At 55.4% G+C, this 15,185-nt stretch carries 12 protein-coding genes; 9 read left to right on the top strand and 3 right to left on the bottom strand.

What is annotated here, in order from left to right; genetic code table 11:
- The first annotated feature begins 13 nt into the window (after positions 1–13).
- A complete protein-coding gene (locus D7M11_RS01425; RefSeq protein ID WP_120745357.1) occupies positions 14–871 on the top strand; it encodes a PHP domain-containing protein in 858 nt (285 codons plus the stop codon).
- 8 nt (positions 872–879) lie between these two features.
- Entirely contained in the window at positions 880–1,776 is an 897-nt protein-coding gene (gene galU / locus D7M11_RS01420) for a UTP--glucose-1-phosphate uridylyltransferase GalU (protein ID WP_120745356.1), read from the top strand.
- A gap of 73 nt (positions 1,777–1,849) precedes the next feature.
- Here the strand turns inward: galU and D7M11_RS01415 are convergent, their stop codons facing one another.
- Positions 1,850–2,776, bottom strand: coding sequence for an SDR family oxidoreductase (locus tag D7M11_RS01415; protein WP_120745355.1), 927 nt, complete (start codon positions 2,774–2,776; stop codon positions 1,850–1,852).
- Here D7M11_RS01415 and D7M11_RS01410 point away from each other — a divergent pair.
- The 6 genes from D7M11_RS01410 to D7M11_RS01385 all read left to right on the top strand — a co-directional run bounded on the left by D7M11_RS01410 (position 2,760) and on the right by D7M11_RS01385 (position 10,039).
- Entirely contained in the window at positions 2,760–3,782 is a 1,023-nt protein-coding gene (locus D7M11_RS01410) for a Gfo/Idh/MocA family protein (protein ID WP_120745354.1), read from the top strand. The genes D7M11_RS01415 and D7M11_RS01410 overlap by 17 nt on opposite strands.
- The gene (locus D7M11_RS01405; RefSeq protein ID WP_240040913.1) at positions 3,779–4,783 is read left to right on the top strand and encodes a helix-turn-helix domain-containing protein; all 1,005 of its coding nucleotides are present in this window, start codon (positions 3,779–3,781) and stop codon (positions 4,781–4,783) included. Before D7M11_RS01410 ends, D7M11_RS01405 begins: the two co-directional genes overlap by 4 nt.
- 4 nt (positions 4,784–4,787) lie before the next feature.
- Positions 4,788–5,879, top strand: coding sequence for a Gfo/Idh/MocA family protein (locus D7M11_RS01400; RefSeq protein WP_120745352.1), 1,092 nt, complete (start codon positions 4,788–4,790; stop codon positions 5,877–5,879).
- Entirely contained in the window at positions 5,879–6,613 is a 735-nt protein-coding gene (locus D7M11_RS01395; RefSeq protein WP_120745351.1) for an endonuclease/exonuclease/phosphatase family protein, read from the top strand. The genes D7M11_RS01400 and D7M11_RS01395 overlap by 1 nt, the downstream gene beginning before the upstream one ends.
- A 207-nt stretch (positions 6,614–6,820) precedes the next feature.
- Positions 6,821–8,143, top strand: a complete 1,323-nt coding sequence (locus D7M11_RS01390) for an ABC transporter substrate-binding protein (RefSeq protein WP_120745350.1) — start codon at positions 6,821–6,823, stop codon at positions 8,141–8,143.
- A gap of 21 nt (positions 8,144–8,164) precedes the next feature.
- A complete protein-coding gene (locus D7M11_RS01385) occupies positions 8,165–10,039 on the top strand; it encodes a NosD domain-containing protein (protein ID WP_158606378.1) in 1,875 nt (624 codons plus the stop codon).
- Between the two features lie 20 nt (positions 10,040–10,059).
- Here D7M11_RS01385 and D7M11_RS01380 read toward each other — a convergent pair whose 3' ends face one another.
- Positions 10,060–10,983 carry an AraC family transcriptional regulator gene (locus tag D7M11_RS01380; RefSeq protein WP_120745348.1) on the bottom strand — a complete coding sequence of 308 codons (924 nt, stop codon included), beginning with the start codon at positions 10,981–10,983 and terminating at the stop codon, positions 10,060–10,062.
- A gap of 85 nt (positions 10,984–11,068) precedes the next feature.
- Between D7M11_RS01380 and D7M11_RS01375 the strand changes: the two genes are divergently transcribed.
- Positions 11,069–13,159: a right-handed parallel beta-helix repeat-containing protein gene (locus tag D7M11_RS01375; RefSeq protein WP_120745347.1), complete on the top strand. Its 2,091-nt coding sequence runs from the start codon at positions 11,069–11,071 to the stop codon at positions 13,157–13,159.
- Positions 13,160–13,216: 57 nt separating this feature from the next.
- Here the strand turns inward: D7M11_RS01375 and D7M11_RS01370 are convergent, their stop codons facing one another.
- Entirely contained in the window at positions 13,217–14,974 is a 1,758-nt protein-coding gene (locus D7M11_RS01370) for an Rqc2 family fibronectin-binding protein (RefSeq protein WP_120745346.1), read from the bottom strand.
- Positions 14,975–15,185: the final 211 nt, after the last annotated feature.

Here is a 15,185-nt window from a genome sequence, read left to right as displayed (position 1 = left end):
GGGAACGGTACACATGACGGACCAGTTTGATCTGCATTCGCATACCACCGCATCGGACGGCACGAACGCCCCGGCGGTAAACGTACGGCTGGCCAAGGAAGCCGGGCTGCGCGGACTCGCCATTACCGATCACGACACGATAGCGGGAGTGGCCGAGGCGGTGGAGGAAGGGCGCCTGCTCGGCGTCGAGGTCGTTCCGGGCGTCGAGATCAGCACGGTAGCCGGCGGTCAGGATATTCACGTGTTAGGCTATTATATCGACTACACGGACGAAACGCTCTTGTCGCGGCTCGGGCAACTTAGGGAAACGCGCAATCAGCGCAACGATATGATGTTGGCCAAACTAAGCGAGCTGGGACTTCCGGTGACGATGGAAGAGGTGCTCGAAGTTTCGAAGAAAAAGCCGCGAAAGGATGAAACCGTCGGGCGGCCGCATATTGCGGAGGTGCTCGTTGCCAAAGGCTATGTGTCCTCGATCGCCGAGGCGTTCGACCGGTACTTGGGCAAGGACGGAGCGGCCTATGTGAACCCGCCGCGCATCCGTCCCGAGGATGCGATCGACTGGATTCGCGAGGCGGGAGGCGTATCCGTGCTGGCTCATCCGGGGCTGTATGACGATGACGAACTCGTAGTGCGTCTAATCGGGTACGGAGTAGCGGGTATCGAGGCTTATCATTCCGACCACACGCCGGATACGGAGAAGCGATATGCGGAGCTTGCCGGTCAGCACGGACTTATCGTCACCGGCGGCTCGGATTTCCATGGCTCGCGGAATGGAGTCGTTTTTCATGCGCCGCTGGGAGCCAGGTATGTGGATGATGCAGCCGTCAAACGTTTGCAGGCCGCCAGCCGATTTTTCGAGAGGAGTTAACCCCTGACATGACAATACGTAAAGCTATTATTCCGGCAGCCGGGCTCGGTACGAGATTTTTGCCAGCTACGAAAGCCCAGCCGAAGGAAATGCTGCCGATCGTCGACAAACCGGCAATCCAATATATCATTGAAGAAGCGATCGAGTCCGGGATCGAAGATATCATTATCGTAACCGGGCGCAACAAACGGGCCATCGAAGATCATTTCGACAAGTCGATCGAGCTGGAGGCGACGCTGGAGGAGAAGGGCAATGCCGACCTGCTGCGCGTCGTCCGGGACATCTCGAATATGGCGGATATTCATTATATTCGGCAAAAGCAGCCGCTCGGACTCGGCCACGCCGTGTTTTGCGCACGGAAATTTATCGGTGACGAGCCGTTCGCGGTTCTGCTCGGAGACGATATTATCGACTCCACGCCGCCGTGTCTGAAACGGATGATCGAGCTGTATGAACGCGAGAAAACATCAGTTATCGCCGTGCAGCGCGTTCCATGGGAAGACGTGAACAAATACGGCATCGTTTCGCCGTCGGGCGCGTCCGTTGCGGATGGCTTGTACACCCGGATTGACGATCTGGTCGAAAAGCCGGAGCGGAACGCGGCCCCGTCGAATATGGCCGTGATCGGCAGGTATATTATCGAGCCGGACGTTTTCCGTCTGCTCGAGGATTGCGCGCCGGGCCGGGGAGGAGAAATCCAGCTTACCGATGCGCTGCGCCAGCTCAATGCGGTGAAGCCGATGGTCGCTTATCCGATCGAAGGCAAACGGTACGACATCGGCGATAAATTCGGGTACATCGAGGCTACGATCGAGTTTGCTTTGAGACGCGACGATTTGAAGCAAGATGTGCGAGAGTACTTGTCCTCGCTTGTAAACGGATGGTCAACGGAAGCGAGACGTTAATAGGCGGGGAATACGGGCAGGCTCGGTGCGAGCCTGCTTTTTTGCGCCGCATAAGGTTCATTGAGTTAAAACGCTAGATTAGAAAAGGGGAGATTAATCGTCCATCCACATCGGTGAATCCGTATTCCCGGGCAAGATTGCCGACTTGCAGGACCTGTCCGTTTTTCAAGTGTACCTCTTCATCCCCCGCCAAGGCCGACACAGCTCGCCCGACATAATACGGCGACGCCGTGCGTTTAAGAGCTTCGACCTCTTGCCAATGATCTTCATCTGTATTGAAATTTCTTAATACCAGTTCCGTTCTCATCCAACCAGGGGAGACCGCTAACGCTGTGATCTTAGTAGGTTCCAGATCGTGAGCTAATCCGAACACTAAGCGGTTAATCGCATTTTTGGCAAGGTCGTAATAGAAGGTTCCTAGATACTTGTTCTGATCGCAAAACGTGGTGTGTACGATTAATCCGGAATTTGCTTCCAACATAAGCGGAATCGCATAATGGTTTATGGCTATCTGTGAACGTACTCCGTTCTGGAACGTCGCATTCCACAGTTGCAGCGGATATTGCCAGAAAGGTTTCGGCTGCAAATCGGTTCCCAAGTCATGAAGACCCCAGACGTTATTCGCAAGGATATGAAGACATCCTTGTTCCTGCCGGATTCTCTCGATCAAAGCTTGTGTATCTTCATCGCAGGTATGATCGCAACGGCAGGCGTAAGCCTCTCCTCCATGATTAATAATCTCTCGTACAGTTTCATCAACACTGCCTGGAAAACCGTTTGTCGTAGCACCGCGTAAACTTCTTCCGGTCACATAAACCACTGCCCCGGCTTTCCCAAGTTCATTGCGCCATAATGCGGAACGATGTCGTAAAAGTGAAGTGAAAATGTCACAAAAAAACACTAATAAACTAAGATGAACTGTGGTATTTTGTAGGAGGTGTCGTATTTTTTTAGTATATAATCCGAGAGGGAGTGGATCGGCTTTGATTCGAATCGCCATGTTGAGCTTTTGGCACGTGCACGCGAGAGATTATGCCAAACAAGTGAATGAGCATCCGGATACGGAAATCGTGGCTGTATGGGACGAGCTTGCTGAGAGAGGCCGCAAGGAAGCCGAGGCAAGGGGCGTTCGTTTTTACGAATCGCTTGACGAGCTGCTCGCGCAACCGGATATTGACGCAGTCGTTGTGGATACGCCTTCGAATATGCATGGAGAAGTCATGGTCAAGGCGGCGAATGCCGGCAAACATATTTTTACGGAAAAGGTGCTCGCCACTACGATCCGCGAAGCGAACGAAATCGTCGCAGCCGTCAGGCAGGCGGGAGTCAAGCTGACGGTATCGCTTCCGCGGTTAAATGACGGATATACGCTGGCGATTCAGGAAGTGCTGGAGCAGGGACTGCTCGGCGAGGTTACCTTGGTGCGGGCCAGATTGTCGCATGGCGGCGCCGTGGCCAACTGGCTGCCGGCCCATTTCTATAACCTGGAGCAAACGGGCGGCGGGGCGCTGATCGATCTCGGCTGCCATCCGATGTATTTGACGCGCTTGTTCCTCGGACTTCCGGAAAGCGTTACAGCGAGCTACGGCTATGTGACGGGAAAAGAAGTGGAGGATAATGCGGTATCGGTGCTGCGGTATCCGAACGGAGCGCTCGGCATCGTGGAAGCCGGTTTCGCCAACAAGTTTTCGCCGTTTACGCTCGAGGTGCACGGGACCGAAGGATCGCTGCTGTTCGGAACGCCGGACAGCCGGATGGTGCTTCGTACGTCCAAGCTCGGCGAGGAAGCGAGCAAATCGTGGACCGTCAAGGAGCTGCACGACAACCGTGCCTCCGCTTTTCAGCAATGGGTAGGCCATATCCAGGACGATACGGTCGCGGCCGAGAACATTCAGCTTGCGCTTGATTTGACGAAGCTGATGGAAGCCTCCAATATGTCCGTACAGCAAAACCGGGCGATCGCTCTGGATGAGCTGGAGCAAGAAGCGGACGCTCAGTGGGTGTGACTGAACGGGCGGAGTCGTCTTCTCTTGTGAAACGCGGGGAGAAGCGGAATCCGTATGCATTCCTAAGCGGAAGAAATCATGATCTCGACCGGCTGGACATTCGTTTTCGCTGGGGCGATTACGGCTTTCGGATCCTTCGTTTTCATTGGACGGCGTTTTCTCCGGGAAAAGTGGTCGGATTCCATAAGCATGCCGAATTCGAGTTTCATTTTATTCCGCGGGGAAAAGGCGTCGTCCTGATGGACGATTTGACGCATCCGTTCCATGAAGGGATGTTTTACTTGACCGGCCCGGACGTCGAGCACCGGCAGGAAGCCGACGACGAGGAAGGCATGGACGAATTATGCCTTCATATCGACATTATTAAGCTGGGCCAGCCGCATTCGCAGAGGCAGCAAGAGGCCGACCTGTCCGGTGAGAGATGGGAGCAAGGCGCGGAGGCCGAGGAAGCGGACGAATGCGTGCGCCGGCTGAGGGAGCTTCCGCGCGTGCCGACAGCCGATGCGTATGGGGCGATGGAAGGGTTTATGACGGCGTTCATGGCGTGGACGAACAATGAACCCGGCATGTATACGACGATCAAGCAGGCGGTCATTCAAATTTTGCTTCGCGCCGTGCGCGCTTACGGGCAGCATCAGGCGGGGGCGAGCTTGCCGACGCGGGATATGAACGCGTACCGGGTCCAACTGGCCACCCAGTTTATCGCGGCGAACTTTATGGGACCGATCACGCTTGAGGATGTAGCCGAGAAAATTCATATTAGCGGCAGACAGCTGCAGCGCATTTTTCGCGACAACGGGTTAGGCTCGTTCAGCGATTATGTCGAGTCGGTCCGGCTCGAGCGGGTATGCGAAAGCTTGCTTGCAACCGAGGAGCCGATTGAGCGGATCGCGCTTGCCAAAGGCTTTACGAGCGCCAATTATTTGTATACCGTATTCCGCAAAAGATTCGGAATAACGCCGGGAATGTACCGGAAAAATAGGCGAAATGAGGCGAAATAGGCATATGACGACTACTCAAACGATTCGAATCGGGATTATCGGCAGCGGCGGCATTGCACGTGCCCACGTTAACGCATACAAGACGATCGACAATGTCGAGATTGTGGCCGTGGCCGATCTCGTACCGGGGAAAGCGCGCGAATTTATCGAGGCGAACGGGCTCACAGCCGCCCAGCCGTTCGAGGATCATCGCGAGCTGCTGCAGCTGGATCTGGACGGCGTGAGCATTTGTACGCCGAATATGGCGCATCACCGCACGTCGGTTGATGCGATGAAGGCGGGCAAGCAGGTGCTGCTCGAGAAGCCGATGTCGGTCACGCTGGACGAAGCGATCGAGATGGTGCAAGTATCCAAGCAGACCGGCAATATGCTGACGATCGGCTTTCAACCCCGTTACGATCCGAACATGCATATCGTTCGCAGCATCGTGCAGTCCGGGCAGCTCGGCAACGTGTACTATGTGGAAACCGGAGGCGGACGCCGCCGCGGCATGCCGCGCGGAACGTTCGTGCGCAAGGAACTGGCCGGGGCCGGCGCGATGGCCGATATCGGCTGCTACTCGCTCGATATGGCGCTTCATGCGCTCGGGTATCCGAAGCCGCTCAGCGTGAGCGCGTATACGTCGAACTTTTTCGGCACGAATCCGAAGTATCATCCGGAGGCGGACCGGTTCGACGTGGAAGACTTCGGCGTTGCGCTCATTCGTCTGGAAGGAGGCATCGCGCTTAACTTCAAAATCAGCTGGGCGATGCATATGGACACGCTCGGCGCAACGATGTTCCTCGGTTCCGAGGGCGGGCTGAAAATTACGCCGGCCGGAAAAGGCCCGTGGAGCGGCGTATGGGACGGAAAAGTCGGCAGCATGACGCTGTTCCACGACGTGCTTGGCCATCATACGGAGAGCCCGATTCCAGTCAAGGAGCATAGTCTGAACCTGTTCCAGGAGAAAGTGAAGGACTTTGTCGCCGCCATTCGCGAAGGACGTTCCGCGCCGATTCCGGGCGAGGAAATTTTGTACAATCAGGCGATTATCGACGGGGTGCTTCGTTCTTCGGAGTTGCGGCGCGAAGTCGAAATTTCACTGCCGAACCTGTAATGGCGAAGCTAACAATCAAGCTTATGTCGTATAACATTCACTTCGGCACGGACAGCTCCGGCGCACCGACCCTGCCCCGGATCATGGAGACGATAGCCGAAGCCGGTCCCGACATCGTTTTTCTGCAGGAAGTGGATAAACATTGGTCCCGGCGAAGCGGATTCGCCGACCAGACGAAGCTGCTGTCCGAGACGCTCGGTTTGTCCGTCGTCTACGGAGCGAATCTGGACCTGGATCCGCCTGTGCCGGGAGCGCCGCGCCGGCAGTACGGCACTGCGATACTCAGCAAACACCCGATTATGGAGAGCCGGAACTATCCGCTGAACAGCTTCGGCGATGAGCAGAGAGGACTGCTTGAGGCCGAGATCGAGCTGAGTGCGGATGGCCCCAGCATCCGCGCGTACAACATCCACATGGGGCTTACCGCCCGGCAGCGGATCGCGCAGGTGGAGGATGCGACCCAGATCATCGGCCGGAAAAGCGGGCCGGTCGTACTCGCCGGCGATTTCAACGCCGAGCCGGACAGCCTTGAGCTGCGGCTGCTGCGTGAAGCGGGATTTGTCGACAGCTTGGCCGGTTTGGCGGCGGGGCCGACTTTTCCGTCGACGGCGCCTGAGTCGAGAATCGATTACATTTGGACGAGGGGAAATCTCTCGGTCGACTCCGCGGCCGTATTGCCGTCGATGGCTTCCGATCACTGTCCGATTGTCGGCGAGTACGTTATGAGTTATTGATCGGTATGATTCCAGGTTAATAGGTGATATGCGGAAGAAGCGTCCCGGCGGGCGCTTCTTTTGTTTTTCGCGTGAAACGGGCGAAAAGTATAAATCTATCGGAAAAATCGCCACTGTATTTTTCAACGTAATCCCCTAAACTGAGGTTGCAAGTCGGGAAACCGATTACTATACCGATTGGAAAATGCGAAATGGGGGATCGGCAAAATGAGTTTAGACCGAATGGCCGTTTTGAAATGGATGAGCGTGCTTACGCTATGCGGAGTGATGACGGCGGGGTGCGGGAACACGGGAGATCAAAGCCCGCCTGCGGAAGTGCCGGACAAAGCGGCGAGCGAACCGGCAGAGCTTGTATTCCATTCGAACAACGGAGATTCCGTGGAAACGTTCGACAGCTTATTTGGAAACGCTTTACGCAAACAGTTTCCCCAGTACACGATCAAGTATATCCGCTCGGAGAAAGGGCAGACGCTACCGGAGCTGCTGGCGCAAAATCAGCGGATCGATATCGTATTCGCCTCGATGCCGAACTTTTTCGAGCTGTCGATGGGTTCGAACTTGCAGTTCGACATGACGGAGCTGGCCCAAAAGAATGCCGTCGATCTGGGCAAGTTCGAACCGACGCTGATCGACGGCGTCAAACTGTCGAGTGACGGCAAGTTATACGGTTTGCCGGTAACGAACATGGTTCAGGCGATGTTTTACAACAAATTGATATTCGACAAGTTCGGCGTCCCTTATCCGAAAGACGGCATGACTTGGGAGGAGACGGCGGAAACGGCGAAGAAGCTGAACCGGTCCGACGGGGGCAAGCAGTATTTGGGCTTTGCCGCCTCTCCGGCGCATATTTTGCGAGCCAACTCGCTGTCTCAGCCGTATCTGGACCCGGCCACCGATAAGCCGACCTTCGAACGGGACGAATGGAAAAAGCTGATCGATGCGATGTTTGTCGCTCCCGCCGCCGACCAGGGCTACAAGGATCGGGTCAAAGCGCTCAAGCGTATTCCGTACCGGACCGAATTTACGGATACGCAGGAGCTGGCGCTGTTCGTTTTCAACTCTCAATTTCCGTTTACCGTCCCGAAAGAAATCGAGAAAGTATCATGGGATGTCGTCGCCTTGCCTACGTTTAAAGAGAAACCGAGAGTCGGTTCGCAGGCGACCCCATATCTGATGGGCATTACGTCTATGGCTAAAAACAAAGATGCGGCGATGAATGCAATCCATTACTTGACTTCAAAGGAGGTGCAGGAAAGCTACTCCAAGGACGGTATAATGCCTGTCTTGAACGATGCGGGCATTAAAAAGGCTTACGGTCAAAACTCCGCGTTCAAGGACAAAAACTGGCAGGCAATTTTCTACAATTCTTTCGCGCCGATGACGAAAATATCCCCTTACCACCTGACAGTGGAAAACATCTTCAAATCGGTGCCGGTCGACGTTGTGCAAGGAACGGCCGATATGAACTCCGCTTTGCGCACGGCCGCCGAAAAAGCGGAAAAAGCGATTGCCGAAGTAAAACGCAAGTAAACTGGCGAGGAGGTAATGGGTATGTTGAACCATGGGAGCGGAAATCCGGTATCTGAAAGGAAGGAGGGCATTAGCCGCAGAAAGCTGCTTGTATCGCTCGGAATGGCCGGAGCTGCGGCCGCTTTGAGTCAAACGACGCTGCTTGAGGCAGGCGGTGCGGAGCGACCCTCGGTATCGCATGCGGTATACGGGACCGGAGGCCAGCCCGGAGAATGCTGCGTCACATTAACGGTATCGGGGCTTCGGGCGTCGACAGAACCCTATACGTTAGTGTACATCACCGATCCCGGGCATGAAGGATGGTTTCATGCCGATGCGAACGATAGCTTATCGGCAGACAATACGGGGACGGTGCTCGTGAACACGTCGGGCATCCGGTTCAAACGGCATTACGGCGAAGCGATCCATGCCAAATGGTTCGGCGCCAAAGGAGACGGAAGCACCGACGACACGGGAGCGATCCAGAGTGCTTTGGATAGTGTCCCCGCAGCCGGAGGAACCGTGTATATCGCCGACGGCGTTTACCGGATCGATGCGGTTCGCGAGCTTCGGCCGGCCAGCAATACGACGCTTCTGCTATCTCCCGGCGCCGTGCTAAAAGCGATACCGAACGACAAGGAGCGATTCGCGGTCATCAATATTATTAATAAGGAAAATGTGACGGTTCGCGGAGGGACGGTCGTCGGCGAGCGCAACGAGCATCTGGGAACGACGGGCGAGTGGGGGATGGGCATTTCGATCCGCAGCAGCCGCAATGTCACGGTATGCGATACGATCGTCCGCGATTGCTGGGGAGACGGCATCTACCTGGGAACGAACGACAGCCAAAACCCGCGTGTCGAATGCGAGCAGATCAAAATCATTCGCGTCACCTGTGAAAATAACCGGAGGCAGGGGATGTCGGTCACGGCGTGCAAAGGCGGAATCGCCTTGGCCAGCCGATTCAACAAGACGAACGGAACCGAACCGCAGAGCGGAATCGATCTCGAGCCGAATGGTACCGTCGTCGTCACCGATTTTGCCGTAATCGGCTGCGAATGCAATGACAACGCGGGGAGCGGCATCGGCATATACGGAACGACCGATACGAATGCGCGAAATATCATTCTTGAGTCGAACAGCTGCTTGCACAATACACGCGGCATTCAGATCCGGAGCGCTTCGAACAACAAAGTGCTGTTCAACAATTGCAGCGATAACACGGACATGGGCATTCGGATCGCTATCAACACCCGTTCGGTTATAACCGAACACAACGACATCATGGGGAATACGGCAGCCCGAAACGGCGGGAAAGGGATATCCGTCGAAGGAACCGCGACCTCCCGCATCCGGCATAATACGATCAGCGGTAACGACTGCCTGAATAACGCGCAGGAAGGGATCGGCGTTACGTATAGCCAATATACTCATGTAGCGGATAACCGGTCGAACGGGAATTTGTACGGAATCCGCTTGGTCGGTACGACGAGCCAGTTTAACGACTTGTCGGGCAACTTTTGCATCGAGAACGTTTACGGCATCCAACTGTGGCAGTCCTCTTACAACAAGATTACGGGCAATACATGCAGCGAGAACAAACAGGCCGGTCTGTGGCTGAGAAAGGAATCCCACCATAACGAGTTATTGTCGAACACTTGCATCGGCAACAGTCAGGCCGCCCACAACGTCTACGATAATATTCTTGTCATGGAGAACAGCGGCTTCAACAACTTGCAGTTGAACACGGCTCGCAAAGGAAACGGAGCCGCCCGCGCCGCGTACGGTATTCGCATTCAGTCGGCCGATTGCAGCGATAATCTGGTGGCGAACAACGATATGCTGGACGGGGGAGAGACGGCCTCATACCTCGATGGAGGCAGCGGCACGACGACGCTGGCAGGAAACCGTCTCTAAAAGGAGCCGTTCCAAGGCGGCTAAATGGAAGTAAGCGGCAAATCCAGATTGCCTCTGCCGAATCGGGCATGCACCGTCTTGGCGTACTCCGTCGGCTTCATGCCGGTCAGCCGCTTGAACTGTTTGGAGAAATACTGCACATTGTTGAAGTCGAGCGAAGCGGCAATTTCGGTTATGGTCCGTTTGTCTTCGCGAATAAGCCGCTTCGCTTCTTCCATTTTCAGCAGCTTGAAGTATTCCATAATCCCGTACCCTGTTTTCGTTTTAAAGGCTGCGTACAGCTGCGCTTTACCGATTCCGAACGTTTTGCCGATTTCTTCGGCCGTAACTTGGCCGGACAGCCGGGTTTTCATAAATTCGATAATGTCGGAAACGGTGCCGCCGTCCTTGACCGGTTTGACGATAGACGCCGGAGCCTCGGTCTCGCTTTGCGGCGTTGATCTTCTTGCAAGCGCCAGCAGCAGTAGCTCCAGTACGTTTTTGATCATTTGTTCGCCGCCGAAAGGCGGATTCGGGCTTCTGACGATTTCGCGGTCTTGCGTTTTTAACTCGAACGATCGGTAGGCTTCCTGCAAAATGAAGGAAAGCAGCCGCTTTTCCGAATCCGTCAAAACTAGCGTTTTGTTGGCCAAGCCGTTTAAACCGGGGGAATGGCATTCGAAGGAGACGATCATTACGTTCGGCGCGCTCCGGTCCGAAGACGATACCCGGTGCAGGGTGCCGGGTCTGAAAAGCGTCAATTCGCCTTGCTTCAGCATTCGTTCGTCGTTTTCCAGATTTACGAGCATTTCGCCCTTGTCGATGTAGCTGAGCACCCAGAAATCGTACTGTTCCATCCCGGACATATAGTGCGTAGGCAGTTCGAAATAGTAAAACGTATATAAATCGGCGACCTCGATTTCCGTTTGCAACCGTAAACGTTTTCTTGGTTTGACTTCCGTCATAAGTCACTCCCCCTTACGGTTATAGGATGAATATATTATAGTAAAAGATCGCTAGTTTTTAAATCGGTTGGAAGGGGTTGTGAGGATGAAGGGAAACAACGATGCCGTTCCTCATCTGTCGGGATCGTCGAAATGGACGACCGGAACGATCGAATCGGGAAGCAGACGGCTCGTTCTGGATGAAGAGATCGATTTCGCGGAGGGGCAGGGCATCTTGATTGCGGGGGCGGGAAAACCGCTGCGGGAAGTGCTGTCGCTCGTTATCGAGGAGGATGCGCGAAGTTCGGGCGTAATCAGCCTTGTTCTTCCGGGTGAGGAAGTCCGGGTGACGGAGGTTGAAGCAGGCTGCGAAACGGTTGCGCTGCGCCTGACGCAGGGCTGTTCGGCTTCCGGGTATATAGCAATCGTACTGGATACAGTAGAATTTCTGATTCCCGTCCAAGCGGGCGAGACGGTGCCGGTCATCGCGGATCGGATTCGCGACTGGTTTTTCGAAGGATGGACGAACGGCGGCGAAGCGGGAACGGCAGAAGTGCGGCTGACAGCCGGCGAGCCGGGGATCAAGCGAGATTCTTTTGTATACGGACAGAACACCGGCGTCGAAGCGGAGCTTGTGATGGAGAAAGGGAAGCGGACGGCTGCGCGGGAAATTGCCGCCCAATGGCGAAGCGGCTCCTACAAAAACTGGGTTCCCGGCGGTTATGCGAATTCAAATGTGGTCTTTTTCGTGGCAAAAGTCGAGGGAGCTATGAAGGGAGAAACCGGGACGTACGATTCGGCATCCACCGGAGCCGTCGGCAGATTGGAAGTCGTACAGTTCGGCAGCTATCTGCTTGCCGGAATCGCGGCCGTGGACGGGCGAACGGTAACGCTGGATCGTCCCGCTTTGGAGCAAATGCGCGGCGTTTATGTCGGCCACGACGATTCGGCCGCGCTCCAGGAAGCGCTGGACCGTGCCGCGGGCGGCGAGTTGTCCCTACCACCAGGCACGTATTTAACTGCGGCGACCTTGAAGCCGGGTGCGGCAACATTGTTACGGGGAGCAGGAAAAGCATCTACTGTGCTTCAATTTCAGGCGCTCGGCCCGGGCATCCATATCACATCGCGGGCAAATGATGTTTATATCGGACATCTTCAGGTGAAAAACGTATGCAGTCCGGACGTTTATTACGATGGGACGGATTCGGAAGTTCACGGCATTCATATTACGGGGGCGAAGCGAACGGTAATCGAGCACTGCTGGTTCGACAATTGCGACGATGCCGCCATTCGCGCGGCCACCCATACGTTCGGCACGAAGCTGCTGTACAACGTGATCGTCAACACCGCCGAAGGCTCGGGAATCGAAATCATCCGCGGCGAAGAGTGTCTCATCCAAGGGAACTTCATCAAGAGGAGTTCGCAGCATGCCGTTCGGCTTTGCGGGGCAAGGAAACCGATCGCAATCGGCAACGTGCTCGAGGATAACGTCGACGGCTTCTCGATACAAGGCTTCGGCATGGGACGGGACGTCAACCAGCGTGCTCAGGATTTTATTATCGAGGGCAATACGATCAAAGATCAGGTTCGGGCCGCCATCGTAATCGCCAATCAGACGAACAGCGGACTCATCCAAGGGAACTGGCTGGAGGGAAGGCGTGCGGAGATTGGCATCGAGCTGCGAACGAGCATCATCCGGGGCCGGCTCAGTACCAACTTCGATGTGGTCGTGCAGAACAATTTGTTAAAAGGGTTCCGGAATCCCGTTATTATTCGCGGAGATCAGCAGGGTATTGTGGTCAAGGGCAACACGATCAAAGATTTTACAGCTAATGAGCCGTACGGCGCCTGCGGCATCTATATGAACTGCGACGATATCGGCGATCTGGCGAGTATCGAAATCCAGGGCAACACGATCGTATGCAAAACGCACGACCAGCTAGGCGTACGTTTATTCCGGGCAAGCCGGGGAACTTCCGTGCAGGTGCACGACAATGCTTTTACGATGAGGCGAAGCGAACTTGCCGCGGTAGCGCTGGACGAAATGTGCATCAAGAACGATAGCGGAGCGGAATACAACCAGGCGGCGCTTTGTTCCGTCAAAAGCGGAACGAGCACGCTCCTGATGCCGGACAACCAAAAGATAACGGCTGTGATCTCGCAGGATACGAACAGCTACTCCGTCCTCCCGGTGTAAAGAACGAGTTGATATGCAAAAAGGCGGCACCGCGCATGGTGACCGCCTTTTCTTCTTTTATTTCACCGTTACCGGCAGCGTCTTGATCGCGTCCTCGTCGGGCGTCATATACAGCGTTTTTTGCCGCTCGTAGATAACGAAGCCCGGCTTCGCCCCGTTCGGCTTGCGTACGTGACGGATGAGCGTGTAGTCGACGGGTACTTGGCTGGACGACTTCGCCTGGCTGTAATATGCGGCCAGCATCGCCGCCTCGTGCAGCGTCGCCTCACCGAATTTGTCGGCGCGGATGACGACATGGGAGCCGGGAATATCTTTTGTATGCAGCCACGTATCGTTCGGCTGGGCGACCCGGTTCGTCAAATATTCGTTCTGGATGTTGTTTTTGCCTACATAGATCGGAACGCCTTCGCCGGACGTATAACAGGTAAGCACCGGCTTGTCGTTCTTTTTCTTTTTGACGTTTTTCTTGCCCCCGCGTTCGCGGAGATAACCCTGCTCGATCAATTCCTCGCGGATGCCCTCGATGTCTACCAGCGCAGCCCGGTCGAGCTGAGTGAGCAGCGTATCGAAGTAAATGATTTCTTTGCGGGCCGATTCGATCTGCTCGTTCACCGCTTCGAGGCTGTTCCGCAGCTTCGTATACTTCTTGAAGTAACGCTGCGCGTTCTCGGAAGGGCTCAGCAGCGGGTCGAGCTCGATGCGCAGAGGCTTCTGCTCCTCGTCATAATAGTTAATCACTTCGATCGATTTGTCGCCCTTGCGGATCGTATGCAGGGAGGCGGTGAGCAACTCGCCGAGTATCCGGTATTCGTCCGCCCCTTTCGCTTCCTCGATCGTTTCGTCCAGCTTCTCCAGCTTTTTCGCATTTTTGTTGCGTTCGTTTTGCAGAAAACGGATCATGTCCGAAGCCCGCTGCTTGACCGTATCCCGCACCGCTTTATCTCCGTAATAGGACTCCAGGCACGCGCTCACCGAATCGAACCGGCTTGAAGTGCCTTCGACATGGGTGAGCTCGATGACGGAAAAGTAGGCCTTGCCGCTTCCCGTCTCGTCTGCGATTACCGGTGTAAACCGTCCTGCGCCGACGTCCTGCATCACCTCGCGGAACACATTCCATACGGCGCTCCAATCCGTTTCAAGAGCTAAGGCAGTTGCCGGGATGCCGCTGCGGAACACGATCTCTCTGGCGGCCAGCGGGCTTACGCCGCTGAAGCAATCGACCAGCCGCTGACGAGTTAGCGTACCGGCTTCGTCCGGTTTGTTTACCGCATCCATAAACGTCGCTTCCGTCATCTCAAGCGGATTCGCTTTGCCCTGCTCCGGAGGAGACGTGTAGGAGCTGCCGGGCATGACAATCCGGTAGTTGCTGATAGCCGGGGTGACGTGGTGGATGCCGTCCAGAATCGTGCCCGACGCCGGATCGAGCAGGATGATATTGCTGTGCCGTCCCATAATCTCGACAACGATCCGCTTCAGGCTAATATCGCCGATTTCGTCGCGCTGTCTGACGTCGATATGCAGAACGCGCTCCAGCCCGACCTGCGCCACCTTCTCGATGACGCCGCCTTCGCAATGCTTGCGCAGCAGCATACAGAACATGGGCGCCTCGGTCGGATTCACGTATTGGGCTTCCGTCAGGTGAACCCGCGGGTACGTGGCCCCCGCCGATAAGAGCAGCTTCAGGTTTTGTCCGCGCGCCCGAATTTGCAGAACGATGTCGCTGCGCGAGGGCTGGTTGATTTTATTAATGCGGCCGCCTTCGCACATCGCAAGCTCGCTTGCGATCGCACGAGTGACCAGACCGTCCAATGACATGATGTTACACTCCTTTTTGGATAAAGCTCTAAGAAGTCCGCAGCGTCCGCAACCGGCGCGCTTACGGGCTTCTCCTATCATGCCACAACAGGACGGGAGGAACAAATGTTTTAATCATTTTTGGCGAACGTGCGCGGCTGAAAATAATCGGAAAACGGACGGGCGGTGGGATATTTTCCGGCTTGTCTGAATACATTTACGTTGAATGGGC

It is taken from the genome of Paenibacillus ginsengarvi (assembly GCF_003626695.1).
Lineage (GTDB): Bacteria > Bacillota > Bacilli > Paenibacillales > NBRC-103111 > Paenibacillus_AB > Paenibacillus_AB ginsengarvi.
Note: the sequence above shows the minus strand (reverse complement) of the source record. Positions and strands in the feature narration are given on the sequence as shown.

What these genes read in the sequence shown, in the direction of transcription:
- D7M11_RS01425 (WP_120745357.1), top strand. Translation starts at nt 14, where the DNA reads ATGACGGACCAGTTTGATCTGCATTCGCATACCACCGCATCGGACGGC.
- galU (WP_120745356.1), top strand. Translation starts at nt 880, where the DNA reads ATGACAATACGTAAAGCTATTATTCCGGCAGCCGGGCTCGGTACGAGA.
- D7M11_RS01415 (WP_120745355.1), bottom strand. Translation starts at nt 2,776, where the DNA reads ATGGCGATTCGAATCAAAGCCGATCCACTCCCTCTCGGATTATATACT.
- D7M11_RS01400 (WP_120745352.1), top strand. Translation starts at nt 4,788, where the DNA reads ATGACGACTACTCAAACGATTCGAATCGGGATTATCGGCAGCGGCGGC.
- D7M11_RS01395 (WP_120745351.1), top strand. Translation starts at nt 5,879, where the DNA reads ATGGCGAAGCTAACAATCAAGCTTATGTCGTATAACATTCACTTCGGC.
- D7M11_RS01390 (WP_120745350.1), top strand. Translation starts at nt 6,821, where the DNA reads ATGAGTTTAGACCGAATGGCCGTTTTGAAATGGATGAGCGTGCTTACG.
- D7M11_RS01385 (WP_158606378.1), top strand. Translation starts at nt 8,165, where the DNA reads ATGTTGAACCATGGGAGCGGAAATCCGGTATCTGAAAGGAAGGAGGGC.
- D7M11_RS01380 (WP_120745348.1), bottom strand. Translation starts at nt 10,983, where the DNA reads ATGACGGAAGTCAAACCAAGAAAACGTTTACGGTTGCAAACGGAAATC.
- D7M11_RS01375 (WP_120745347.1), top strand. Translation starts at nt 11,069, where the DNA reads ATGAAGGGAAACAACGATGCCGTTCCTCATCTGTCGGGATCGTCGAAA.
- D7M11_RS01370 (WP_120745346.1), bottom strand. Translation starts at nt 14,974, where the DNA reads ATGTCATTGGACGGTCTGGTCACTCGTGCGATCGCAAGCGAGCTTGCG.